Genomic DNA, 23,993 nt, shown 5'->3' with positions numbered 1-23,993 from the left:
TACCCCTCACAGCAGCTAACCTGACAGTAGGTTCGGCGGGTTTTCCATTGGAATTGGAAAGCACGCCGATTTTTTATTCTCCATGCCGTGTCAAGAGCGCGGGCGGTCCGGCCCGCCGCGTCGGCGGGCCGGACCGATTTCGATCAGATGATTCCGCGGGCCTGGAACGCGGCCCGAACGGTCGCGGCGTCCGCCGCCCCGAACAGCGCCTGCGCGGTGTCCACGGTGACCTGTGCGGCCGCCGCCATCGTGATGGTCGGGGTGAAGGAGAACTGCGACTCCAGCACGATGGTGGCCGACCGGTCGCGGCCGAGCGCCCGGAAGACGTCGTTCAGGGCGCGGGACCAGATCTGCCCGTCGAAGTGCACCTGCCCGATCCGGTCGGCATAGGTGAGGTCGGTGTCGGTGCGCCGCAGGCAGTGCGGCTCGTCGGAGGTGTACGACACCGAGTCCCAGTCGGCGATGCAGGCCAGCGGCGTGATCGCGGTGTCCCGCTGCAGCGGCGCGGACATGATCATCGCCCACCAGTCGCCGAACGCCTCACCGATGGACCCGGCCTCGATCGAGTCACCGAAGTTCGGCACCTGCGCGTCCTGGATGGCGTGGCCGTACTCGTGCCAGATCACCTCGGCGTCCTCGGCGTCGTCCACCCCGCCGGTGCCCATGGTGATCCGGTCGACGCTGGGGTCGTAGAAGGAGTTGTCGTCCGGGAACCCGGTGGTCTTGATCTCCTGCGGCTCGTTGTTGACGTCGGTGAACCCGAGCCGCTGGATGTACTTCTGCGCCTCGGTTTGACCCCAGTAGGACATCACCTGCTCGAAGAAGTCGCTCTCCCGCAGGTAGACGAACGTGTTGGTGGCCGAGCGCGCCTGCCGGCCGCGCGGATCGACGTTCCTGGAGAAGTCGCCGCTGAGCGAGCCGGATCCGTCCAGGTTGGACAGTGTGACCCGGTGGTAGGCCACGTCCGGCACGGCCCGGTTCTGGTCCCGCTGGTCGGTCAGCGCCTGGGCCTGCAGATCGGCCACCGGGTTCGGCGAGAACACCTGACCGGTGCCGTCCACGTGCTTGATCGGGCTCTCCACCTTCAGCACCGACCCGGACACCGCGTCGACGATCGTGCGCCGCGCGCCCGCGTCGCCGTCGGTGAGCACCGCGTAGACCAGCTTGGCCGACTTCCCCGGCAGCACGGCGACCTCGGTGGACAGCGCCGGGCCGGACGCCGCGGCCCGGGCCGCCTCGGCCCCGACCCGAGGGGTCGCCGCCGCGTCCAGCCCGCCGACCTCGACCCGGCCGTCGGCGACGCTCACCCGGCCGGTCTTCCGGTCGACATGCCTGGCGTAGAAGCTGCCGAGCACGTCGTGCCCGGCGAAGGTCTGGACGTACCACTCATGGGTCGCCAGCAACGACTGATGGGTGACGAGAAGTCGCAGCCCGTCCGGCGCGGGTGCGGCCTGGGCGGGTATCCCGGTCAGCGGGGCCGCGAGTGCGGCGATGCCGGCCGCCGTGACGAGACGACGCAGACGCATGGTCGGCTCCTGGCGCTCGGGTCCGACCCGGCGCCGGACCGTGCCAGCCGACGCTAGAAGACACCGCGGGGACACGGCGAGAGCCGAACGGATGGGATGTAGATCGCCCGCGGGCCGGGAGTTCGACGCCAGACCCCGGCCTGCCGGCGGGGGATTCGATTGCCGGCAGGCCAGGGCTTGTCGGCGCTAGATCTTGCGCCACACCTGGTGGGCGGTCACCTCGGCGCACGCCGACACCTGAATCGGTGCGCCACGCTCCAGCGAACCGTCCCGGACCTCGAGGCACTGCCCGAACGCCCGGTTGACGATCCGCAGCGGGCCGGGCACCGCACCGGCGAGGATCTGCCAGCGCTGGCTGACCAGCTTGGGCGTGCACCGGGCCAGCACGACCGGTGTCCCGTCGGCGAACTCCCCGTCCAGCAGGTCCATGCACAGCCCGCGGGCCTGGTTGACCAGTTGGACGTTCAGCGGATCCGTTGCCAGCGGCTGCGCCAGCCACACCTGGCTGCCGCCGGTCTTTTCCGTGCAGGGCTGCTGGACCACCGCGGTGCCGGTCGGATCGTCGAGCGACAGGTCGGCACACTGATCGGTGCCGGTGTTGATCAGTTGGAACAGGTCCGCCCGGACATCGGTGCCCCAACCCGACGCGCTCGCCGGACCCACCGTCGCGAACCCCCCGACCGCGGCACCGATGACCGCCGCCACGGCGGCCAGAACGTGTCGTGCCCGCATGGGTTTCCCTCCCTCGTTCGGAACTTCCCCCAGGTCACGTCGTCAGGTCGTGGCCGCGGGGCCGCGCAGAAACGCCGCCGGGCGCATCGACGAGTCGGACACGCGCCAGCCGACGGCCGCGCCGCGGTCGCCCGCGGCGCAGATCCCGTTCAGCGCGGTGCCGACGTTCTCCTGCACGCCAGGGCTGCCGACCAGGCCGGCGAACTCGGCGGTCAGCCGTTTTCCGTCCCAGCGCGCGACATGCGCGGTCTCCGGCCCGTCGGCCATGATCGCGTACCCGCAGAACAGGACGTTCTGCTCCCCAAGCACGACCACCCCGCTCATGTGCGTGATGAAGGCAGGCGTCGGCACGGACCGCCAGCTCACGCCGTCGAAGTGCAGGACAAGGCCGGTGGCGGTGCGGGTGCTGGCGCCGACGGCCCACAGCGAGCCGGCGCCGGCCGGCGCCAGCCCCACCAGTTCGCTGTCCATGGCGAGGTCCGGGGTGGGTAGCTGGGTCCAGGCCGAGCCGTCCCAGTGCAGGATCAACGCATCCGACTGCCCGGGCGCGCTGCCGCACTGCCCGACCGCCCACACGTCGTCGGTGGCGCGCGCCGCCACGGCGTTGAGCCGGTTGGTCAGGGTCCCCGGGTTCGGGCTCGGGACCGTGCTCCAGGTGCTGCCGTCCCACCGGGTGATCAGCGTCTGGGTGAAGTCCGCTCCGGCCGGCCCACTACCGCCGACCGCCCACCCCTCGGTCGCCGACAGCATGGCCACGCCGTGCAGTGCGCCGTCGACCTCGGGTGCGTCCACCGCCACGGCGGGTTCGGACAGCCGCGAGTAGCGCTCGATCCGCGGGCGCCGGCCGCCGCCGGTGGAGATCTCGCCGACCGCCCAGACGTGGTCGGCGGCCAGGCCGACCGCGTTGAGCCGCACCTCCGCCCCCGGGTCGGTCGCCGCCGGGACGACGAACTGGAGGTCCGGTGCCCACCGGACCACCAGCGCGCCGCTGCGGTCCTTGAACGCGGGCGTGAGGCGGCCCACCGCCCACAGCTCCCGCGGCGAGACCGCCACTGCCCCCCGCAACTCCCCCGTGCCACCCGACCCCGGCCGCGGATCGAGCCGCCAGATCGACAACGGCGGTGAGGTCTTGACTGCCATCGAGTCGCTCCCCTACTGCTCGGTGACATCGGGCCGTTCGCTCCCCAACGACCCGACGGTGACGGGGAAATCCTGCTCGGGACCGGGCCGCCGGGTCCATCCGACGGCATACCGATCTTCCCGGCCCGGTTACTGAGACTTGCCGGTCACATCCGGTAGTCGAGGATCCGCGTACCGGGCCAGCGCGACCCGGTTCGGCTGGCCGGTCTTGGCCAGCAGGTTCGCCACGTGGGTCTCGACGGTGCGGCGGGAGACGAACAGCCGTTCGCCGATCTCGCGGTTGCTCAGCCCGGCGGCGACCAGCGTGAGCACCTCGTACTCCCGCACGGTCACGCCGATCAGCCGCAGCTCGGTCGGCAGGGTGTCGGCGCCGCGCCGCCAGTGCCGGACCGGTTCGCCCGCCCGGCGCAGCAACGCCCGGGCCGCCGCGGCCACCTGGGGCGCCGGCATGGTCAGAAAGAACGCCTCGGCCGTACGCAGCCAGCGGGCCGGCTCGCCCCACCGCCCGTCCAGGGCCGGCTCGGCGAGCAGCCGCAGCCCGAGGTGGCGGGCCAGCGGGAAGGGCTCGGCCGCGGCCTCGAACTCCGCAAGCGCCGTCGCGGTCGCCTCCGCCCGGCCCTCCCGAGCGGACAGCACCGCGTCGGCCAGCGCCAGGAACACCCGGTTCCACCTGGCCTGTCCGCTGGCCGACCGCCGGGCCGCGGTCAGCTCGAGCCGGTCGGCGCCGCCCTCGAGCACCGCGAGGAACAGCCGCGGCCCATGCACGTAGGACAGGTACTGCGGCGGCCGGTTCGCCTCCGCCTTGGCCGCCTGGTCGAACTCGGCAAGGGCGCGCGGGCGGTCCTCCTCGAGCAGCGAGCAGAACGCCAACCCGAAGCCCCACAGCGCCGAGGAGAAGTCGCTGCCGGCGCCGCCGCGCCGTTCGTAGTCCTCGAGCAGGGCCATGGTCTCGGCCCGCCGGCCCTGATGGGCACTGATGCAGACCCGCAGGCCGAGCGCGGTCAGCGACATGTCGGCGAGGCGAAGCCGGCGGGCGGTCTCCTCGCACTCCCGCGCGTTGCGCTCGGCCGCGCCGTACTCGCCCCGGATCAGCTGAACCACGGCCAGCTCGGCGACGATGTCGAGCGCGGTGACCAGCGCGCCGGCCGCGTGCGCCGCGTCCCGCGCCTCGACGAGGCGGGCCGGGTCGGCGACGTGGATCCCGGCCTGCACACCGAGGTCGAACAGCAGCCGGATGCGCCACAACGCGAGATCGTGTCGCTCGGCAAGATCGAGCGCCGCGCCGAACCGCGCTTCGGCCTCGTCGAGATCGCGGACCCGGGCACAGGTGCCGAGCAGTTCCAGCGCTTCGCAGGCGATCTCCGGCAGGCCGGCCTCGGTGGCCGAACGCAGCGCCCGCGCCGCCAGCTCTTCCGCGCGGGCCAGCCGGTCCGGTTCCGGATCGGTGAACGCCAGCTGAGCCGCGACCACATCGACCCGCGCCGCCGCGGCCGGCCGAGCCCCGGACTCGATCAGCCGGCGGGCCCGGTCCAGCTCGCCGCGCCCCCACGACCACTGCCCGGCCGCGGCCGCCGCCCTGGCGAGTCGCAGATGCACCCTGGCCCGGACGTGTGGTCCGGCATCGAGATCGAACCGGGCGCCGAGCTCCCGGGCCCGGTCGACCTGGCCGGCCGCGACCAGGGCCTCGAGCAGCGGCTCGAGCACCGAGGCCGGATCCGGGCCGAGCCGGTCCCCCTCGAGCAGCGCCAGTCCGCGCTCGAGCAACGCGATGGCCGTGGCGAGCGCGCCCTGCCGAACCGCGCGCCGGCCCACCCGGCCGAACAGTTCGGCCGCGCGGGCCGGAGCGCCGGCCCGCTCCCACAGCTCGCCGGCCAGCCGGCACCATTCGCCCGGCAGGTCCGGCTGGGCCGCCTCGATCGCCTCGGCGGCCCGGGCGGACAGCACCGACCGTTCCCCCGGCAGCAGTTCGGTGCGCAGCGCCTCCACGGTCAGCGCATGCCGGAACAGGTAGCCGTCGTCGGCCACGTCGACCAGGCGCGCGCCGACCGCCGAGCGCAGGACGTCGCGCAGCTCGGCATCGTCCACTTCGGACACGGCACCGACCAGCGCGGCCGAGAAGTGCTGGCCGAACACCGATGCCGCGCGCAGCACCCGGGGGCCGTGCGGGCCGAGCCGGCGCACCCGCGCGGTGACGCTGGCCAGCACCGAGGCCGGCACGGCGGGCCGAACCGTCGCGTTCTGATGCCAGGCGCCGTTCGACCGCACCAACTGTCCACCGCCGACCATCTCAGCCAGCAACTCTTCGACGTAGAACGGGTTTCCCCCGCCGTCGGCCAGCAACCGGCCGAGCGTCTCGGCCGGCACGTCCGCGGAATCCACGCCGAGGCAACCGGCGACCAGCCGCCGGATCCCGGCACCGTCCAACGGCGACAGTTCGACGACGATGGCGGCGCCCCGCCGGCAGGCCGCCCGGACCAGGTCGATCGCCGGCCCCGGCTCCGGCCGGACGGTGCCGACCAGCAGGACCGGCTCGCCGGCGAGGTTGTCGGCGAGATAGTCGACGACGGCCAGCGTGTCGGCGTCCGCATCGTGCAGATCGTCCAGCGTCACCAGGCATCCGGACCCGCCGGCCACCCATCTGAGCAGCCGCAGCACCGCTTCGGCGAGCACCACGACGGAGTCGTCCGCGGCCGTCATCCGCTCCGCCCGCCAGTCCGGGATCAGCCGGGACAACGCATGCCGGTACGGCGCCAGTTCGGCGGCGTCCGGCACCCCACGGTGCCGGAACACCGACAGACACGCCTCCGAGAGCGCGCGGAACTGCGCCAGCGGCGAGGTCGCCCGGCCGCGCAGCACCACCCGCCCCGACGACTCGGCGATCCGCGCGGCCTCCCGGACCAGCCTCGTCTTGCCAAGACCCGGCTCACCGACGACGAAGATCGTCGCACCGCGCGTCCGTACCCCGGCGAGCGCCGACCGCAGCATCCCCAACTCCGCGTCCCGGCCGACGATGTCCGAGGTAGCCAACCGAATCGGCACGCCCCGGCCCGGACAGGCGTGGAATGTCATATGCGCGGCCTCCCCGCAGATGGGGTCGTCCGATCCGGGTCGTTCGTGACGGTGCCCCGGTGCCGGCGATCACGGCGTGCTGTCGAGGAAGTTCTCCACCAGGTAGGTGCGCACACCGCGGTAGCCGTGCAGGATCGCCTCGGCCTGCTCGGCGCAGTTCCTGGCGTTGTGCGGTTCGCCGATCGCCTCGTAGAGCCGGCCCCACTGGCGCAGGGTGATCGCCGAGAAGTACCGGTCGCCGATCTCGTGGGCGATCGCCGCCGCCTCGGCGAGATCCTGCTGGGCGGCGGTCACCTCGCCGTGCTGGAGCCGGATCTTGGATCGGCACACCAGTCCGTTCCAGGTCGTCTCCGGATAGCCGACCGCCTTGCCTTGCGCGATGCCGGCGTCCAGCAGGGCCGCGGCGGTGGCGCGATCGCCGAGCAGCGCGTGCACCTGGCCGAGCCCGACGGTGGTGCAGGCCTCGCCGAACGGGTCCGCGACGGCCTTGCGCAACGCCAGGCTGCGTTCCAGGAACCGCCGGGCGGCGGGCAGCCGGCCCGCGTGCGCGTAGGACTCGGCCAGGTTGTGCAGCGTCGTGGCACAGGACGCGGTGGCGCCGAGGCGCCGGTGCAGGTGCAGGCTGTTGGCCATGCACCGGATGGCCGCGGCGGGGTGTTCCATGCTGTCCAGCACCATGCCGAGCAGGACCAGGCAGACCGCCTCGCCGTGCGGGTCGCCGATCGCCTGCCGGATCGCCAGGGATTCGGTCAGCCGCGCCACTGCCGAGTCGAACCGGGCGGCCCGCCGGTCGACGATGGCGAGGCAGGCCAGCGCCAGTGCCCGGCCCGGTGCGTCCTCGTGGACCTTCGTCGCCTCCTGCACGACCGTGGCCAGGGTGATGAAATCGTCCCACCGGCCGCGCGAGGGCAGGTAGCTGCGCAGCGCCTGCAGCAGCTCGACGATGACCCGACCGGTGCTCGCCGGCGTTCGGGCACACTGCTGGGCAAGGGCGACGATGTTGGGCAGCTCCGTGTCGAGCCACGCGATCGCCTCGTCCCGGTCGGTGAGCCCGTGCGCGCCGCCGAAATCCGCCGGCGCCTCCGAGGTGGGCCGCACCAGCGTGACCGCCTGCCAGGTGGTGAGCCGGTAGTAGTCGTACATCCGCGACTTCGCGGCCTCGCCGGCCTCGTGGTCGTGACCGGCGCTGAGCTCGACGCTGAGCAGGCGCAACAGGTCGTGCGTGCCGTACCGGTCGGGCGAGGACTCGGTGAGCAGGTTCGCCGCGGTGAGGGTGGTGACCAGCTGCCGGGTCCTGGCCACCGGCAGCCCGCCGAGCGCGGCGGCGGCCGCGATCGAGATGTCCGGACCGGGATGGTGCCCGAGCAACCGGAACAGCCGGGCGGCGTCGGCCGGAAGCGCGTCGTACGACCAGGTCAGCACGGCCCGCACATCGCCCCGCACGTCCACGGCGGACAGCAGGTCCAGGCGGTTCGCGGCGCCGAGTTCGTCGGCGATGACCGAGAGCGGGAAGTCCGGCTGGCCGGCCGCCCGTGCCGCCACCACGGCCAGCGCGAGCGGCAGCCGGGCGCACCGGGCGATGATCGCCTCGCAGGCCTGCGGCTCGGCGGCGATGCGGTCCGGGCCGAGCCGGCTGATCAGCAGCCGGCGGGCATCGGGTTCGGGCAGCAGGTGCACCGTGATGGTGCGCGCGGCCTCGGTGGCGACGAGGCCGCGCAGCTGATCACGGCTGGTGATCAGCACCAGGCAGCCGGGCGCGGCCGGCAGCAGCGGGCGAACCTGCTCGGCCTCCCGGGCGTTGTCCAGCATGATCAGCACCCGGCTGCCGGCCAGCAGGCTGCGGTAGAGGCCGATCCGGGCCTGCGGCTCCCCGGGAATCCGCTGTTCGGCAACGCCGAGTGCGGCCAGAAACCCCCGCAGCGCCTCGTGTCCGGTCATCGGCTCCGGCCCGGAGTCGAACCCGCGGAGGTTGACGAACAGCTGGCCGTCCGGGAACCGGTGCGCGATCCGGTGCGCCCAGTGCACGGCCAGCGCCGTCTTGCCCACCCCGGCGGTTCCGTTGATCACCACCACCGGCGGATCGTCCGCCTGGCCGGCGATCGCCTCCAGCGCACAGAGCTCGACGTCCCGGCCGGTGAAGCCGCGCGGATCCATCGGCAGCTGCATGGGCGTCACCGTTGCGGCCGGCCCGTCGACCGGGGCCGACGCCGCGCCCGGTCCCAGCTCGCCGCGCAGGATCGACTGGTGCACCGTGCGCAGCTCGGCTCCCGGCTCGACCGCCAGGTGCTCGGCCAGGAGCTTGCGGGTCGCCGAGTAGTGGTTGAGCGCTTCGGCGTAGCGGCCCACCGCGCACAGCGCCCGCATCAACATGGCGATCACCGGCTCGGCAAGCGGATGCCGGGCCGCCAGGTCGATCAGGCGGTCGACGATCCCCTGCGGGCGGCCGAGCCGCAGCTCCACATCGGACCAGGCGAGGACGGCGTCCACCCGGTGCTGCTCCCAGACCGAGCGCGTCCGCTCGGCCCAGTCCCCCGCGATGTCGGCCAGCGGTGTTCCGCCGCACAGCTCCAACGCCGTGCGGAGCAGCTCCGCGCGCTCCTCGTCCTGGCACGCCGGCGCCCGCGCCTGGTCGACCAGCGCGTGGAACCGGTGGACGTCCACGCCGAGCCGGTCGATGTCCAGCAGGTACCCGGGCGCCTGCCGCAGCACCCGGTCGGTCCCGGTGGCCTGCCGGAGCTGACCACGGATCCGCGCGACATAGACCTGCAGCGCCTCGCGCACCCGGCTGGGCGGTGCGGGCCCCCAGACCCGTTCGACGATGCGGTCGACCGACACCACCGCGCCCGCGTCCGCCGCCAGCGCGGCGAAGACCGCCCGCTGCCGGGGCGCCCCCAGATCCACCCGGGTGCCGCCGGCGGCCACCGCGACCGGACCGAGCAGCCGAACGTCGGCGCGCCGGCCGCGCCCGGCCGTCCGGTTCGACCGGTGCTCGCGGACCGGTGTCCCGGATTCGCCGCCGCGGTCGGGGTTTCGGCCCTGGTCGTCCTCGAACCGCTCGCGTTCCCACCCGCGCAGGCCGAATGCGTCGGCGAGCAGCCGCACCGACTTCTGCCGGGGCACGTTCGCCCGACCGGTTTCCAGATCCCGGATGGCCCGCACGCTCAGACCGGTCCGCCCGGCCAGCTCCTCCTGGGTCAACCCCAGTCGTTGCCGGTGGGTCAGCACGGCGGCGCCGAACCGGCTCACCGGCGGGCGCCGGCCCTCCTCGTCCGCCCGCGCCGACAGTCGCACCGCCGGACTGTCGGTGAGGATCTGCTGGTGCAGCTCGCGCAGTGCGGGGCAGGGGTCGGTGCCGAGCTCGTCGGCCAGCCGGGTGCGGATCCGGTCGTAGCGCAGCAGGGCTTCGGCCTGCCGGCCGCTGCGGTAGAAGGCGAGCATGACCTGCGCGGCCAGCCGTTCGTCCAGCGGGCGGCCCGCCGCCCGGCCGACCAGCTCGCCGACCAGCGCGGTGTGCTGGCCCCGGCGCAGCCGCAGATCCGTGTGATCCAGTTCGGCCGTGACCCGCACCGCCTCCACCCGGTCGCGCAACGCGTTGATCCACGGGGTGTCCATCTCGGCGAAGGCCTCGCCGCGCCACATGGCCAACGCCTGCTCGAGCAGCGCCAGCCGGCGATCGTCATCGTCGGTGGCGTGCGCCTGCGCCACGGCCGCGGAGAACCGGTGCAGGTCGACGAGGTCGGGATCGAGCGAGAGCACGTACCCGCCGGCCCGCCGGCCGATCCCGAACTCCGGTACACCGGCCATGGCGTTTCGCAGCCGGGAAAGGTAGGCCCGTAGGGTGGACGGCGTGCTTGCGGGGGTTTCCTCGCCCCACGCGCGTTGGGCCAGTTGACCCGGCGACACCACCCGGTTGGGCTCGGCGAGCAATGCCACCAGCACGTGCTGCTGGCGCGCCGGGCCCAAGTCGAGGCGCACGCCACCGGCCCACGCCTCGACCCGCCCAAGAACCAGAAACTCGACCGCCATGCCCCGGCCTCTGCCCCATGCGTTCGAACCCCCAAGGGCCGAACGCACCAATGCGTTGCGCCACTGATGCCGCCATGCATCGTATTGCGGCGTCAAGCAAGGGCGGTGCCGGCCGGCTACGTCTGGCTGGGCTTGACCGAGAAGAGCTCCAACAGGTCGTCGAACCTGGTGACGATCAGGGCCGTGGCCAGGCCGGCCAGCCCGGCCACGATCGCCGGCTCGGCCAGGACCGGGCCGGCCGGCGTGACCAGGGCGCCGACCAGCCCGAGCGTCGCCACCACCGCGAGACCGCCGTTGCGCGCGACGTGCCGGCGGCCGAGAACCTCCTCCGAATGGCCGAAACACCGGCAGGCGACCCGCGCCCCCCGGCGCAGACCGAGCGCGATTCCGGTGGCCAGCACGGCAAGCAGGACCGCGGCGAGCGCGAACCCGAGCGCTTGTGCCCTGGCCATGGGAAGGGCGAGCAGGACCGGGATCGCCACCTCGGCGAGCACGGCGGCGATCGCGACCGGCCGCAGGATCGCGGGCGAGACGAACCCCAGCCGCCGCAGCGAGTCGGCGAACGCGCCGAAGGCGTCGGGACCACGCAGCTTGCTCGCCGCCGACACCACGAACAGCATCCCGATGAGGCATCGGATGCCGATCACGACGTAGGTCACCGCGGACTCCTCCTCGTCGATCCGGACTCCTCCGGCGGTCCGCCCAGCCGGCGGACGATCACACCCGCGATGTCGTCGAGGGTGGACAGGCCCCACTGGCGCGAGTCGTAGCTGTGCCCGCTGTTGTCGCCCAACGCGACGAGATGACCGGGCGGCACCACCGTGCCGGCCGGCCAGCCCTGGGACGAACGGACCGGTTCGGGCACCGGGTTGCCCGGCAACGCCGCGATGCGCTTGACCAGCCAGGGTCCCCGCCGGTCACCGGGTGGCGCCGCCGGATGCCGGAGCACCACGACCTGGCCGGCGCGCAGCACGCCGGCCGGCATCCGCCGGGCGAGCACCCGGTCGCCCGACACGAACCCCGGCGACATGCTGGGCCCGTCCACCACGACCACGAGAAACTGCAGTCGTGTCAAGAGAAGGACCAGGGCGGCGAGCATCACGGCGGCCAGCCCGCACAGCGCCGGAATCATGACAGCGGTGCGGCGGGCACCGGCGTATCCCGGTACCCGGCCGCCTGCAGGCGAAACAGCCGCGCGTAGCTGCCGTTGCGGGCCAGGAGCGCGGAATGCGACCCCGCCTCGGTGATCCGGCCGTCGTCGAGCACCACGATCCGGTCCGCCGAACGGATCGCGCCCAGCCGGTGCGAGATCAGCAGGCTGGTGCGCCCGGACCGCAACCGGCTGATCCGGTCATGGATCTCGTGCTCGGCCTCGGCATCCAGCCCGGAGCTCGGCTCGTCGAGGATGAGCAGGTCCCGGTCGTGCCGCAGCAGGCAACGGGCCAGGGCGATCCGCTGCCACTGACCGCCGGACAGCATGCCGCCCACGTCCTCGTCGTCCTGCTCGTCGTAGAACGACCGGCTGAGCAGCGTGTCGTATCCCTTCGGCAGCGCGGCGAGCGCCTCGTGCACGCCGGCCGTTCGGGCCGCGTCGACCAGTGCGTCGCGCTCGGCGATCCGGGTGAGATCACCCAGTGCGATGTTCTCCGCCCCGGTCAGGTCGTACCGGACGAACTCCTGGAACACCGCTCCGATCCGGCGCCGCAACACCGCCGGATCGACGTCGCGGATATCCGTGCCGTCCCAGCTGATCGAGCCCCGGGTCGGGTCGTACAGCCGGCACAGCAGCTTCACCAGCGTGGACTTGCCGGCGCCGTTGCGGCCGACCAGCGCGACGCTGGTTCCGTGTGGTATCACCAGGTCGACGCCGCGGAGGACCCACGGCCCGTCCGGGGTGTAGCGGAACCACACGTCGCGCAACTCGATCCCGTTCCGCAGCGGGGCAAGGGTCCAGGCGTCGGCAGCGACCGGTAGGTCGGCCGCCGCCGACGTCACCCCCAGATAGTGCTCGAAGTTCAACCGCTCCTGGTGGACCCGGGCGAGCGAGCGCACCACGGTGTGCAGCGCACCCTGCACCCCACCGACCGTGGCGACGAACAGCGCCACGTCTCCGATGGTCAGCGTGCCGGCCTTGGCACCGAAGATCGCGAACACCAACCCGCCGCCGGCGACCATGGCGGACAGCAGGCCGAGCCCGCTCTGGTAACGGAGTTCCCGGCGGTCCTGCCGGCGGTGCTCGGAGTCGGTGACCCGGCGGGCCGCGAGCATTCGGCCGCGCAGGAACGCGCCGATGCCGAACAGCCGGACCTCCTGCGCGGCGCGCGCGTCGACGAGGAGGAACCCGTAGAGCATCTCGCGCCGCTCGGTCGGGCTGTTCGCCCAGATCATCGCCGCCCGGCGCCGGGCGAGGGCCCGCTCGGCGATCAGCGCGGGAACCATGGACGCCACGATGATCCCGGTCATCACCGGGCTCAACACGAGCAGGGCGCCGAGAAAACCGGCCGCGGTCAGCACGCCCCGCGCGATGGACAACCAGCCGTCGACCAGACCGCTCGGCGTGTTGCCGCCGGACTGCTGGGCCAGCCGGAGACGGTCGAGGAACCGCGGGTCCTCGAACGGGCGAAGTCCCACGATCCGGTCCACCGCAAGGAACAACTGCTCCTGCGCCACCAGCGCCGCGGTCCGTTCCTGCTCGGCCCGAACGTACTGGTCCAGCTCGGGAAGGGCGGTGGCCAGCAGACCGAGGACGGCGAGCGCCGCGGCGAGCACCGGCAGATCGCCGTGCGACCGCGCACCACCGAGCTCGTCGAGGGTGAGCTTGGTGAGCAGCGCGACCGCGACCGGGAGCAGGGCGCCCGCCAGGGTGAGCGCCACGTGTGCGATCAGCCAGCCCGGGGCGGCCCGAACGACCAGGCGCAGGGCCGCGATGCTCACCCGGGCACCGCCCGCCGGGGTCATACGGCGGCGACCGGATCGGCGACCGTCGTGATGTCGTGCCCGCTCGAGGTGATCGTCCGCTCGTCGAGGACGCAGAAGGACGGGAAGGCTTCCGCGGCGAAGGCCTTGGTCACCGCACCGCCCGGTTCGTCGAGGACCACCCGGGCGACACCGCGGAGCCGGTCGACCATCGCGGCCCGGTCCCCGTCGCCCAACTCGACGACGGCGAGCACCTGGGACGGCCCGCCGGGAACGTCCGCGGCGATGTCGACGAACGAGGGGAGCTGGAGATGGCACGGTTCGCATCCGGGGGCGAAGAAGCCGACGAGCGTGCGGCCGGACAGACCGTCCGCGCTGACCCGCTCGCCCTCGATCGTCGTCGCGCTGAACGCACCGACCTCGGAACCGGCCGCGAGGACCCCGTCGCCCATTCCCCCGGCTCGACCGAGGGCGGCGATCGCCGTGCTGTGCTCGCGCAGTCGCCGGACCACGCCGAGGATGAAGAGCAGGTTCAGCAGGCACAGCGCGCCGAGTACGGCGAGTGCGATGGGGACGAACATGTGCGGCTCCTCGTGATCGATGGGGAGACGCCGCCCCTTCGCGGGGACGAGGTAGCGGCGCCCCGAACGGTCAGACGCAGTACGAGCCCGCGTACCGGCAGGTGGACGGGCACTGGTACGCGGAGTTGCAGCAGTGGTACCGGCGGTATCCCCTCGCTCCTGAGCAGTAGCAGTGCTCTCCCCACCAGCAGGAGCCGGGTTGCTCGCAACACGTGGGTGCGGCCTTGGCGGTGACCCGGGGCACGACCCGTTCCACCATCGCGTCCGACCAAAGTCTGAGCAGTTTCACCATAAAACGACCTCCCTGGCCGACCCGGTACCGCGGTGGCGCGGCACCGGACCACAACCTTCGGTGCCGGGCGCTGCAGAAACGTTGCACGAATCGCCCGCCGCTCCCCCGGTTCCGGGCCGGATCCGGCGCAACCCTTGCGGAATCCCTAACCGCCACGACCAGCGCCGAGCAGCGACCGGGCCGACCGGCGGCGGGTCGCGCCGCCGGTCAGCGCCGCCAACTGCCGGTCAACTGCCGTGTCTCCGGGTCACGGCGAGAGCGCGGGTGACCGCGGTGCTGAGGATGCGCACCCCGGAGGCCGAGCCCGGGTCGATGTCCACCAGCTGCCGCACCCGGTGCAGCCGGTAGTCCAGGGTCCTGGGATGGATGCGCAGCGCCTCCGCGGTGTTCAGCCGGCTCATGTCGTTCTGGTAGTAGGCGTCCAGCGTGCCGACCAGGTCGGGACCGGCGGTCAGCCGGCGGGCGAGATCGCCGAGCCAGTGATCCACCTCGGGCAGCCGCATCACCCCGAGCTCGATGAACACGTCGGCCATGGTGTGCAGCCGGTTCGGCGTCGCCTGCGCCGGCGCCACCCGGCTGATGCTGCGGGCCAGGGCGACCACCCCGGCAAGCGCGCCGGTCCGGCCGGTGGCGATTCCGGCCGCGCACGGCGCCTCGAGCATCCCGGCGACCTCGCGGACCAGGCCGAGTGCGCCCGGTTGGGGTGCCGCCGGAAGGTAGGTCGGATCCGAGCCGCTGCTCGGCAGCAGCATGACCAGCTCGTCCGGCTGGTACCAGGCGACCGGAATCCGCCTGCGGCGCAACAAAGCCTGGACCACCCGGTCGTGCCGCCGGCCCGAGGCCAGGCCCGGAACCCGGACCACCAGCACCAGGTAGCGCTTGGCGAGGTGCATGTCGAGGTGGTCCGCCAGGTCCTCGGCCGCCGGACTGTCGTCGAGCAAGAGTGTTGTGAGCGTGTGAACACGCTGAATGATGGTCCGCAAATTCAGCCCCTCGTCTGAATCGTGACAACTGACCGTCCCCAGGTCCGGCCGCCCACGGCGTTTTCTCGCTTTCTCACGAAGACAGCCGTTCCGCGGGCTCGAAACACTGGCTGCCGTGACCTCAGCTGACGTCGCTGTACACCGGTTGGAGCCGGCGGATGTGACGCGTGGTCTGGCGCTGCTCACGACGATGCTGCGGATCCGGGCGTTCGAGGAGACCGCGCTGGATCTCACCCGGCGCGGGGAGATTCCCGGTGCCGTGCACCCCTACACCGGGCACGAGGCGATCGCCGCCGGCGTGGGCGGTCGGCTCGGACCGCGCGACGAGGTGGTCAGCTACTACCGCTGTCACGGCCACGCGCTGGCCTGTGGCCTCGAGCCGGCGGCGATGTTCGCCGAGCTGCTCGGCCGGGCGAGCGGGGTCAACCGGGGCAAGGGCGGTTCGATGCACCTGGCCCAGCGGTCCCGCCGGTTCCTCGGCGGCAACTCGATCGTCGGGGCCGGCGTCGGCATCGCGGCCGGCATGGCGGCGGCGGCCCGGATCCGCGGCAGCCGGGCGGCCGTCGTGGCGTTTGTCGGCGACGGCGCCATGGGCGCCGGGGTGGTGCTCGAGACGCTGCGGATCGCGGCCCGGCAGGCGTTGCCGCTGCTGCTGGTGTGCGAGAACAACGGCTGGCAGGACCGGACCGCGAGCCCCCTGGTGTCCGGCCAGCCGCCGGCCGCCGTCGCCACGGGTCTGGGTGTGCCGGCGCGGACCGTCGACGGCAACGACGTGGGCGCGGTCGCCGATCTCGCCGGGGAGCTGCTGGCCGAGGTCCGGGCCGGGCGGGGCGCCCGGTTCCTCGAGGCGTCGACCTACCTTCGGGACTTCCACTGCCAGTTCGGTCCGGTGCCGCCCGAACCGTATCGCCCGGCGGAGGAGGTGCGGCGCTGGCGGGACCGCGACCCGGTCAGCACGGCCGAGCGGGCCCTGCTCGCCCGCCGGGTCGATCAGTCCACAGTGGACGAGCTGCGAGCGGGCGCCTACCGGGAGATGGCCGAAGCCGCCGAGTGGGCCCTCGCCGAACCGGCGCCCGGTCCCGAGGAGATCGGAACCGATCTCATGGTCAGCCGGTGGTGACCCGGCGATGATCGCGCTCTACACCGCCCTGGTCCAGGCCCTGCGCCGCGATCCCGAGCTGGTCTACCTGTGCACCTGGCAGTCGCCGAAGTTCGTCGACGAGTTCGGGCCGGAGCGGATCCGCAGCATGCCGATCGCCGAGAACGCCATGCTCGACTTCGCGGTGGGGTTGGCCGCGGCCGGCATGCGGCCGGTCGTCGACCTCGCCCGGGCGGCGTTTCTGTTCACCGCAATGGATCCGCTGGTCAACCAGGCGACCAAGCTGCGCTACATGACCGGCGGGCAGTACTCGGTTCCGCTGACCGTGCGCGCGCAGACCCGCGCCGCGGAGTCCCTTGGGCCGCAGCACGAGCACGTGCCCTATGCCATGCTCGCCCAGATACCCGGGTTGGTGGTGGCGGTCCCGGGCAGCGCGCAGGCCGCGGCCGGCCTGCTGGCCACCGCGCTGCGCCATCCCGACCCGGTGGTGCTCCTCGAGGCACCCGCCCTGCTGGCCGATGCGCCGCAATGGGACGGCACGCCGATCGCCGAGCTGCCGTTCGGTCGCGTGCACGTGGCGCGGCCGGGCACGCACCTCACCATCGTCGCGATCGGCCTGGCCGTGCGGCACTCGCTCCAGGCGGCCGACCGGCTGGCCGAGCGCGGGGTGAGCGCGATGGTGGTGGACGTGCGCACCGTCGCCCCACTGGACGTGGCCGGACTTTCCGAAGCGGCGGCGGCCACCGGCGACGTGCTCGTCGTGGACGACGCACCCGCGCCCTGTTCGGTGGCATCGGAGATCACCGCCCGGCTGGTCACCGCGCAGGCGGTCGCGCCGTCCCGGATCCGGGCGCTCAACGCACTGCCGGTGCCGTCGCCGTTCAGCCCGGCGTTGCACCGGGAGGTCTTCCCCAACCCGGAGTCCATCGAACGGCAGGCCCTCGCCCTGCTCAACGGAAGGTCGCTGACATGACTCTGCTCCGGCCGGAGATCGAGCACCTCGATGAGCCGTCCTACCAGCTGTTCGTCCGGGCCAGGGAGCGGGAGCGGTGGTCGGCCCGGGAGCTGATCGGAACCGGGCAGACCGTGCTGGACGACGACGGGCTCGAACGGGCCTGGCGGTTGGCTTCCACGTCCTACTGGGCCGAACAGGCGGGCCTGGTGGCCGCGGCCGAACTGGTGGTGGGAACCGAGGATCTGGCGGTGCGGATGAGCCTGGCCACGGCCGTCGACGACGAGGCCAGGCACAGCGACGCCTTCCTCGCCTACGCGGTCGCGCGCGGCGGCGAGCTCGCCGAGGTCTACCAGGACGGCAGCTACCTCGACGAGCTGCACGCCACGCTGTCGGCCGCCGATCAGGCCGAGAAGTTCCTGATGCACACCATGTTCGAGGGGCTGGCCGCCGACGAGTTCATTCTGCTGCAACGAATCTTCGCCGGAGACCCGCTTGCGGAGATCTACCGGCACGTGCGCGCGGACGAGACCCGGCACGTGGCGATCGGTCTGAACTACCTGCGCCGCAGCTACGCCAGCAAGGACGGCCGGGAGAACTGGGACGCGCACGGCGCGGAATGGGAGCGACGCGGCCTTGCGGTGATCAACCTGCCGGCCGCGTGCACCGGGCTCGCCGAACTGACCGGGCAGCCGGCGGAACGGATCGAGCGCTGGTTCATGCATCGGCACCGCGCACGGCTGCGCGGCGTCGGGATCCGGATCCCGGAGAGGAGGTGAACGATGGTCCTCAAGAAGGTGCGGCTCAACACGCTGGTCACCAACACCTGCTACTACCCCGCCCCACCCAAGGCCCTCAAGCGCATCGCCAAGCAGGGCTAGGCACTTTCGCCGATCGGGGGGCGATCCGCCCCCCGACTCCCTACCGCTGGGATCTTTCACATGACCGAGCTCGGAATCTGCCTGGTCACCATGCCGTGGCAGACCCTCGATTTGCCGTCACTACCCCTCGGGCTGCTCACCACCGTGTGCCGGGAGGCCGGCCGGGCGGGGCCGGACAACTATCACGGCAACCTGCGCTGGGCGGAGTTCCTGTTCGAACGCACCGGCGGCGAGATCGGCCCCGCGGACTACGTGGAGGTGGCGGAAAACGGCATCTTCCAGGGCATCGGTGACTGGGTGTTCACCGGGGTGTTGCACGGCAACGACTTCGGCCGTACCACCTTCGCCGACTACGTGCGCCGGCACGAGATCGATCCCGGTCGCGCGGTCGACATGCGGGCCTACGCCGAGGAGTTCGTCGACCGGGCCGCCCGGGAGATCCTGGACAACGAGCCGGACGTGGTCGGCTTCAGCACCACGTTCATGCAGAACGTGCCGAGCCTCGCGGTCGCCGCGCGGATCAAGCGGTACGCCCCATCGGTGATCACCGTGCTCGGCGGCGGCAACTGCGACGGGCCGATGGGCGCCGCGCTGCACCGCAACTACTCCTTTGTGGACTATGTGGTGCGCGGTGAGGGCGAGTCGGTGTTTCCCGCCCTGCTGGACGCGATCGAACGCGGGGAACCGCCGGCCGACGTGCCGGGCGTGTGCTGGCGGCGCGGGGAGACCAGCGTGGCCAACGCCGACCGGCGCCATCCGCTGCCGCCCGGCCGGATTCCCGTCCCGGACTTCGACGACTGGTTCGACCATCTGGAGAACTCACCGCTCGAGGGGTACATCGAGCCCAAGCTGGTGCTCGAGTCCGCCCGCGGCTGCTGGTGGGGTGAGGCCCATCAGTGCACGTTCTGCGGACTCAACGGCTCGCTGATGCAGTTCCGCAGCAAGCCGCCGCGGCGCACGGTCGACGAGCTGACCGGGTTGGTGGCCCGGCACCGCACCCTCGACGTGATCATGGTGGACAACATCATCGACAACCACTACTTCACCGACGTGCTGCCGGAACTCGCCGCGCTCGACTGGGATCTGCGCATTCACTACGAGGTCAAGGCGAACCTCACCCGGGCGCAGATCGAGGCGCTGCGAGCCGCCCGGGTCGCGCACGTGCAGCCGGGCATCGAGTCGCTCAGCACCAGGGTGCTCAAGATCATGGACAAGGGCGTCGACGCGCTGCGCAACGTGCGGACGTTGCGGGACTGCGAATCCGCGCACCTGAGCACGACGTGGAACCTGCTCTACGGGTTCCCGGGCGAGGCCGACGAGGACTACTGGCCCGTGATCGACCAGGTTCCGGCCCTTGTGCACCTGCAACCGCCGTCGGCCGCGAGCCCGATCCTGTTGGAACGGTTCAGCCCGAACTTCGACCGGCCGGAGCTCGGCTTCGCCCGGCGCGCGCCGGCCGCGATCTACCGCCACGTGTACGACCTTCCGCAGCGGGAGCTGGCCGATCTGGTCTACCTGTTCGACACCGACGCCGCGGGCATTCGCGGCCCGGTGGTCGAAGCACTGCACCAGGCCATCGAGGACTGGGAAAAACGGCACCACGACAGCACCCTGGTGCGATTCGAGTCGCCGGACGGGATCGGAGTCCGGGACCGGCGCAGCGGCTGGCCGGAGCGGGACCACCGGATCGAGGATCCGGTGCTGGTCGCCGCCTACCACCAGCTCGAGCACGGCCGCTCCGCCCGCGCGATCCGGGACCGGCTCACCGACGAGGGCCTCGCGATCACCGGTCCGCGGCTGGCCGCCTGGCTCGACGAGCTCGACGAGGCCGGGCTGCTGTTCCGGGACGGCGACCGGTATCTCGCCCTGGCCACCACCGACGTTCCGATGAGGATAAGGACATGACGACGGCGCAACTGTCCGAACGGGAGCGCGCGGTCGGCCCGGCGCGGCTGACCGAACTGGACCCGGTCGCGTTGTACCGCAACGGGTTGCGTTCCCTGGTGCTCACCGAACCGGTCGTGCTCGGCGCCGACGACGAGTTCGACGTGCGCTTCCTGCGCCTGCTGCGCGAGGCGATGTCGGTGATCCTCCGGATCGACTGGACCGCCGGGTCGGCCCTGCCGTTCGATCCGGCGCTGGTGTGCCACCTGCCCCCGCCGCGACCCGGACCGCAGGACGGCGTCGGAGAATGGCGGCGGCGGCACCGGTACGGGCTCTGCTACTACCGGACCGGACCGGGTTTCCTGCTGCTGCGGGACGTTCGTGCGGAGGGGATGCGCTACCGGCTGGACGACGAGCGGGCGGTGGCGTGCTGGCCCCGGCTCGAGGCGGTGGCCCACCTTCCCGGCGCCGAGCCGGACACCCGCACGCTGTGCGACCTGCTGGACGCCGAACGGCTGGTGGTGCGCCGGGGCGCGTGGGCCACCCTGCTGCCCTACCGGATGCGCCAGTGGCCCGTGCCCTTCGACGCGGTGTGACCGGCGGCCCGGCGGCCGGGCTGCTCCGGACCAACCCCACGTTCCGGACGCTGTGGTCGGCGCATGCGGTGAGCGGGCTCGGCGACCGGTTCTCCATGCTGGCCTTGCCGGTGTTCGCGCTGACCGATGCCGGCGCCACACCGGGGCAGGTGGCGTTGCTGTGGGCGGTGCAGACGCTGCCGGCCGCCGTCCTCGCCGCGCCGATCGCCGCGCACCTGGTCGGCCGCCCGGAACGCCGCACGATGATCGCCTGCGACCTGGCCCGGATGCTGCTGCTCGGCGCGGTGGTCGGGCTGGCCTGGCTCGGTGGGCTGCGGCTGTGGCTGCTGTTCCTCGCCGTCCTGCTGATCGGCGTGGCCGGCACCGCGCACGAGGTCTGCGTGCAGTCCTACCTGCCGCGGATCGTCGACCGGACCGGATACGCCGAAGCCAACAGCCGGGTCGCCCAGGCCACCGCCGCGGCCGAGGTCGCCGGCCCGGTGCTGGCCGGGCTCCTGATCACCTTCGCCGGGTCCGCGGCCGCGTTGCTCGTGGACGCGGCGAGCTTCCTGGCCTCGGCGGTGCTGCTGGCCATGATCCGGGGCGCGGCCGCGGCTGCGGCGGTGCCGGCCGGGCAGGACCGGCTCTGGGATCGGCTGCGCGCCGGGGTGGGGTTCGTCTGGCGGCACCGCGGGCTGCGCGCGCTCGCCGCCGCGTTCGTCCTGTTCAACTTCGGCAGCTCGATCGTCAACGCGCTCTGGCTGCCCTACGTGCTCGACGGGCTCGGGCTGTCCACGTCGGTGATCGGCGCGCTGGTCACGGTCGGCGGGGTGACCGCGCTCGGCGCCGCGCTGGCGGTGCGGCGCACGATGGACCGGCACCGCCCGCGCGTGCTGCTGCCGGTCTCGCTGGCCGGGTTGGTCGCCGCGCTGTGGCTGGTGCCGCTGGCCGCGAGCGGGTCGCCGGTGCTCTGGCTGGCCGGCTACCAACTCGGCTACAGCTTCGCGCTGGTGTACTTCAGGGTCAGCGCGGCCACCGCGCGGCAGTTGCTGACCCCGGTCGACTACCAGGGCCGGGTCTACGCCACCGTCTACGCCGTCGCGTGGCTCATGGTCCCGGCCGGCGGAGTCGTCGCCGGTGCGCTGGCCGCGTCGACCTCGCTGGTGACGGTCATGTTCGCCGGCGCCCTGATCTCCAGCACCAGCCTGCTCCTGGTCCGGTCCCTCGCCGGCCTGGCCCGGCCCGCTCCCAGCCTGTCCCGATGATCGTTCGGAGGTCTCGATGTTCGGTTCCGACAACTACCGGCTATGGCACGGCGCGTCGCCCATGGCCCGGTTCTTCCGCGACTCCGATCCGGGCATGTTCCTGGTCAGCGGATCGGACAGCACGGTGCGCGACCGGGCCGGCCGGGACTATCTCGACGCCCGGTCGTCGATGTGGAACGTCACCCTGGGGTACTCCTGCGAGCCGGTGAAGGCGGCCATCCACGCCCAGTTGGAACTGCTGCCGTCCGGCACCGTGATGCGGTACGAGCACCCCACCCAGGTGGCCGCGGACTACGCCGCCCGGCTCGCCGACACGCTGCCGGATCCGTTGAACTACGTGCGGTTCGGCAACACCGGCAGCCAGATGACCGAGGCCGCGGCGATGTTGTCCCGGTACTACCGGCGGATGACCGGACAAGCCGGCCGGGACCACGTCATCACCGTGCAGGGCGGCTACCACGGCACCGGTCCGCTGGCCACGGCGCTGACCGCCGATCCGGTGTTCCAGGAGTTCTCCGCACCGCTGGACCGGTTCGTCCGGCATGTCGGCACGCCGGACTTCGACGAGACGCCCGGCACCGACCCGGTGCGGCCGGTGCTCGATCTGATCGACCAACTCGGCGCGCACCGGGTCACCGCGATCATGCTGGAGCCGGTGCTCGGCAACTTCATGCGGCCGGTTCCGCTGCGCTACCTGAACCGGCTGCTCGCCGAGTGCCGGGCTCGGGACATCCACGTCATCGCCGACGAGGTCACCACCGGGGCCGGCCGGGCCGGCTCGATGACGGTCAGCGAGCGGCTGGCCGGCGTGCCGGACATGGTGGTGCTCGGCAAGGGACTGAGCGCGGGCTACTTCCCGCTCGCCGCGCTCGTCGTGTCCGCCCCGCTCTACGACCGACTGGCCGGCGCCGAGCATCCGGTCGGGTTTCCCAACGGCTCCACCACCGACGGCCACCCGCTGGGCATGGCGGCCGGAGCGGCGGTGCTCGATGTGATCACCGCACCCGGGTTCTTCGCCTCGGTGCGGGCGACCGCGGCGTACCTCACCGGACTGCTCCGGGACGCTCTTGCCGGGCATCCCGCGGTGCGCACGGTGGGCGGCGAGGGAATGATGATCGGCGTCGAGCTGGCCCACCCGGACCGCACCCCGTGGTCGGTGGCCGACGTCAACCGCCTGCGCCTCGCCTGCCGCGACCACGGCCTGCTCACCAGCTACGCGCACGGCGTCCTCCCCCTGCTGCCCCCGCTGACCATCAGCCGCGCCGACTGCGAGGAACTGGCCCGTCGGCTGGCCAAGGCCCTGCACGAGCGCGGCCCGGCCTGACCGGCGCGCGGCGATAGCCTTTGCCGGTGCTGTTTCTGGTCGACGAGCTTCCGCCAGGTGACCGGTTCCGGTTGGCGGGCCTGCGGTCCGGTGCCGCGCGGCGGGCCCGGGCGCACCGCCCGGGTCAGGAAGTGTTGCTCGGCAACGGTCGCGGCGGGACGGCGCGCGCGGTGGTGACCGAAGTGGCCGGTGCCCGGTTGGATCTGGAGGTGACCGGGCGCGAGTTCGTGCCGCGGCCGGAACCGGCCGTGCTGGTCGTGCACGGCGTGGCCGGCGCGGACCGGGACGGGCTGGCCGTCGCGGAGCTGACCGCGGCCGGCGCCGCCGAGATCGCGCCGATGGTGCCCGGCCCGGTGGCCGACCGGTGGCAACGCCGGGATCCGGCACCGTACTGGCGACGGGTGGCCCGGGACGCGGCGGAGCGGTCCGGACAGGTGTGGCTACCCAGGATCGGCGCGGTGTACCGGTCGGTGGTGCGCCGGTTCGAGTGGGGCGCCACCGGGTTCGTCCTCGATCCCACCGCGACCGAGTCACTGTCTACTGTGGACTTGCCGACCGCTGGTGAGCTGGTGCTGGTCGTTCCGGGCGATCCGGGCGAGCTGGCGGCGCTGGCCGGGGCCGGTGCGATCCCGGTCCGGCACGACCCGCCGGAGCCCGACCCGCGGACGGCGGCGATCGCGGCGGCCACCGCGCTGGTCAATCGCCGGATCAGCACAGCCGGCCATTGACAGCCGGCGTGCGACCCAGT

General features: G+C 72.8%; 18 protein-coding genes. 8 read left to right on the top strand and 10 right to left on the bottom strand.

The window, feature by feature from the left end; all coding sequences use genetic code 11:
• Nucleotides 1-143: 143 nt before the first annotated feature.
• The 10 genes from VFV67_RS10380 to VFV67_RS10335 all read right to left on the bottom strand — a co-directional run bounded on the left by VFV67_RS10380 (nt 144) and on the right by VFV67_RS10335 (nt 15,223).
• Entirely contained in the window at nt 144-1,526 is a 1,383-nt protein-coding gene (locus VFV67_RS10380; RefSeq protein WP_326469111.1) for a M36 family metallopeptidase, read from the bottom strand.
• A 186-nt stretch (nt 1,527-1,712) separates the two neighbouring features.
• Nucleotides 1,713-2,258, bottom strand: a complete 546-nt coding sequence (locus VFV67_RS10375) for an RICIN domain-containing protein (protein WP_326469110.1) — start codon at nt 2,256-2,258, stop codon at nt 1,713-1,715.
• 42 nt (nt 2,259-2,300) lie between these two features.
• Nucleotides 2,301-3,398, bottom strand: coding sequence for a hypothetical protein (locus VFV67_RS10370; RefSeq protein WP_326469109.1), 1,098 nt, complete (start codon nt 3,396-3,398; stop codon nt 2,301-2,303).
• Nucleotides 3,399-3,527: 129 nt separating this feature from the next.
• Nucleotides 3,528-6,467 carry an AAA family ATPase gene (locus tag VFV67_RS10365; RefSeq protein WP_326469107.1) on the bottom strand — a complete coding sequence of 980 codons (2,940 nt, stop codon included), beginning with the start codon at nt 6,465-6,467 and terminating at the stop codon, nt 3,528-3,530.
• A 69-nt stretch (nt 6,468-6,536) separates the two neighbouring features.
• Complete coding sequence (locus VFV67_RS10360) at nt 6,537-10,493, bottom strand: BTAD domain-containing putative transcriptional regulator (RefSeq protein WP_326469106.1); 3,957 nt, start codon at nt 10,491-10,493, stop codon at nt 6,537-6,539.
• Nucleotides 10,494-10,609: 116 nt separating this feature from the next.
• Nucleotides 10,610-11,152, bottom strand: a complete 543-nt coding sequence (locus VFV67_RS10355) for a MauE/DoxX family redox-associated membrane protein (protein WP_326469105.1) — start codon at nt 11,150-11,152, stop codon at nt 10,610-10,612.
• Entirely contained in the window at nt 11,149-11,625 is a 477-nt protein-coding gene (locus VFV67_RS10350) for a S26 family signal peptidase (protein WP_326469103.1), read from the bottom strand. Before VFV67_RS10350 ends, VFV67_RS10355 begins: the two co-directional genes overlap by 4 nt.
• Nucleotides 11,622-13,427 carry an ABC transporter ATP-binding protein gene (locus VFV67_RS10345; protein WP_326469101.1) on the bottom strand — a complete coding sequence of 602 codons (1,806 nt, stop codon included), beginning with the start codon at nt 13,425-13,427 and terminating at the stop codon, nt 11,622-11,624. The genes VFV67_RS10350 and VFV67_RS10345 overlap by 4 nt, the downstream gene beginning before the upstream one ends.
• Before the next feature lie 20 nt (nt 13,428-13,447).
• Entirely contained in the window at nt 13,448-13,990 is a 543-nt protein-coding gene (locus VFV67_RS10340) for a TlpA disulfide reductase family protein (RefSeq protein WP_326469099.1), read from the bottom strand.
• Between the two features lie 519 nt (nt 13,991-14,509).
• Nucleotides 14,510-15,223 carry a helix-turn-helix domain-containing protein gene (locus VFV67_RS10335; RefSeq protein WP_326469097.1) on the bottom strand — a complete coding sequence of 238 codons (714 nt, stop codon included), beginning with the start codon at nt 15,221-15,223 and terminating at the stop codon, nt 14,510-14,512.
• Between the two features lie 202 nt (nt 15,224-15,425).
• Between VFV67_RS10335 and VFV67_RS10330 the strand changes: the two genes are divergently transcribed.
• The 8 genes from VFV67_RS10330 (at nt 15,426) to VFV67_RS10295 (ending at nt 23,973) form a co-directional block, all read left to right on the top strand.
• On the top strand, nt 15,426-16,385 hold the full coding sequence (locus tag VFV67_RS10330) for a thiamine pyrophosphate-dependent dehydrogenase E1 component subunit alpha (RefSeq protein ID WP_326469096.1): 960 nt from the start codon (nt 15,426-15,428) through the stop codon (nt 16,383-16,385).
• A gap of 7 nt (nt 16,386-16,392) precedes the next feature.
• Nucleotides 16,393-17,337, top strand: coding sequence for an alpha-ketoacid dehydrogenase subunit beta (locus VFV67_RS10325; protein WP_326469095.1), 945 nt, complete (start codon nt 16,393-16,395; stop codon nt 17,335-17,337).
• Complete coding sequence (locus VFV67_RS10320) at nt 17,334-18,095, top strand: hypothetical protein (RefSeq protein WP_326469094.1); 762 nt, start codon at nt 17,334-17,336, stop codon at nt 18,093-18,095. Before VFV67_RS10325 ends, VFV67_RS10320 begins: the two co-directional genes overlap by 4 nt.
• Nucleotides 18,096-18,257: 162 nt before the next feature.
• Entirely contained in the window at nt 18,258-20,102 is a 1,845-nt protein-coding gene (locus VFV67_RS10315; RefSeq protein WP_326469092.1) for a RiPP maturation radical SAM C-methyltransferase, read from the top strand.
• Nucleotides 20,099-20,677, top strand: a complete 579-nt coding sequence (locus tag VFV67_RS10310; RefSeq protein WP_326469090.1) for a DUF5825 family protein — start codon at nt 20,099-20,101, stop codon at nt 20,675-20,677. Before VFV67_RS10315 ends, VFV67_RS10310 begins: the two co-directional genes overlap by 4 nt.
• On the top strand, nt 20,674-21,921 hold the full coding sequence (locus VFV67_RS10305; RefSeq protein WP_326469089.1) for an MFS transporter: 1,248 nt from the start codon (nt 20,674-20,676) through the stop codon (nt 21,919-21,921). The genes VFV67_RS10310 and VFV67_RS10305 overlap by 4 nt, the downstream gene beginning before the upstream one ends.
• Before the next feature lie 16 nt (nt 21,922-21,937).
• Nucleotides 21,938-23,245, top strand: coding sequence for an aminotransferase class III-fold pyridoxal phosphate-dependent enzyme (locus VFV67_RS10300; protein ID WP_326469088.1), 1,308 nt, complete (start codon nt 21,938-21,940; stop codon nt 23,243-23,245).
• 26 nt (nt 23,246-23,271) lie between these two features.
• Nucleotides 23,272-23,973, top strand: coding sequence for a hypothetical protein (locus tag VFV67_RS10295; protein WP_326469087.1), 702 nt, complete (start codon nt 23,272-23,274; stop codon nt 23,971-23,973).
• The last annotated feature ends 20 nt before the right edge of the window (nt 23,974-23,993 follow it).

Source organism: Actinophytocola sp., from assembly GCF_035762905.1.
Classification (GTDB): Bacteria; Actinomycetota; Actinomycetes; order Mycobacteriales; family Pseudonocardiaceae; genus DASYTH01.
Note: the sequence above shows the minus strand (reverse complement) of the source record. Positions and strands in the feature narration are given on the sequence as shown.

Excerpts from the sequence above, each read along its gene's own strand:
- VFV67_RS10380 (WP_326469111.1), bottom strand. The coding sequence starts at position 1,526 with ATGCGTCTGCGTCGTCTCGTCACGGCGGCCGGCATCGCCGCACTCGCG.
- VFV67_RS10375 (WP_326469110.1), bottom strand. The coding sequence starts at position 2,258 with ATGCGGGCACGACACGTTCTGGCCGCCGTGGCGGCGGTCATCGGTGCC.
- VFV67_RS10370 (WP_326469109.1), bottom strand. The coding sequence starts at position 3,398 with ATGGCAGTCAAGACCTCACCGCCGTTGTCGATCTGGCGGCTCGATCCG.
- VFV67_RS10365 (WP_326469107.1), bottom strand. The coding sequence starts at position 6,467 with ATGACATTCCACGCCTGTCCGGGCCGGGGCGTGCCGATTCGGTTGGCT.
- VFV67_RS10360 (WP_326469106.1), bottom strand. The coding sequence starts at position 10,493 with ATGGCGGTCGAGTTTCTGGTTCTTGGGCGGGTCGAGGCGTGGGCCGGT.
- VFV67_RS10350 (WP_326469103.1), bottom strand. The coding sequence starts at position 11,625 with ATGATTCCGGCGCTGTGCGGGCTGGCCGCCGTGATGCTCGCCGCCCTG.
- VFV67_RS10340 (WP_326469099.1), bottom strand. The coding sequence starts at position 13,990 with ATGTTCGTCCCCATCGCACTCGCCGTACTCGGCGCGCTGTGCCTGCTG.
- VFV67_RS10325 (WP_326469095.1), top strand. The coding sequence starts at position 16,393 with ATGATCGCGCTCTACACCGCCCTGGTCCAGGCCCTGCGCCGCGATCCC.
- VFV67_RS10320 (WP_326469094.1), top strand. The coding sequence starts at position 17,334 with ATGACTCTGCTCCGGCCGGAGATCGAGCACCTCGATGAGCCGTCCTAC.
- VFV67_RS10315 (WP_326469092.1), top strand. The coding sequence starts at position 18,258 with ATGACCGAGCTCGGAATCTGCCTGGTCACCATGCCGTGGCAGACCCTC.
- VFV67_RS10310 (WP_326469090.1), top strand. The coding sequence starts at position 20,099 with ATGACGACGGCGCAACTGTCCGAACGGGAGCGCGCGGTCGGCCCGGCG.
- VFV67_RS10300 (WP_326469088.1), top strand. The coding sequence starts at position 21,938 with ATGTTCGGTTCCGACAACTACCGGCTATGGCACGGCGCGTCGCCCATG.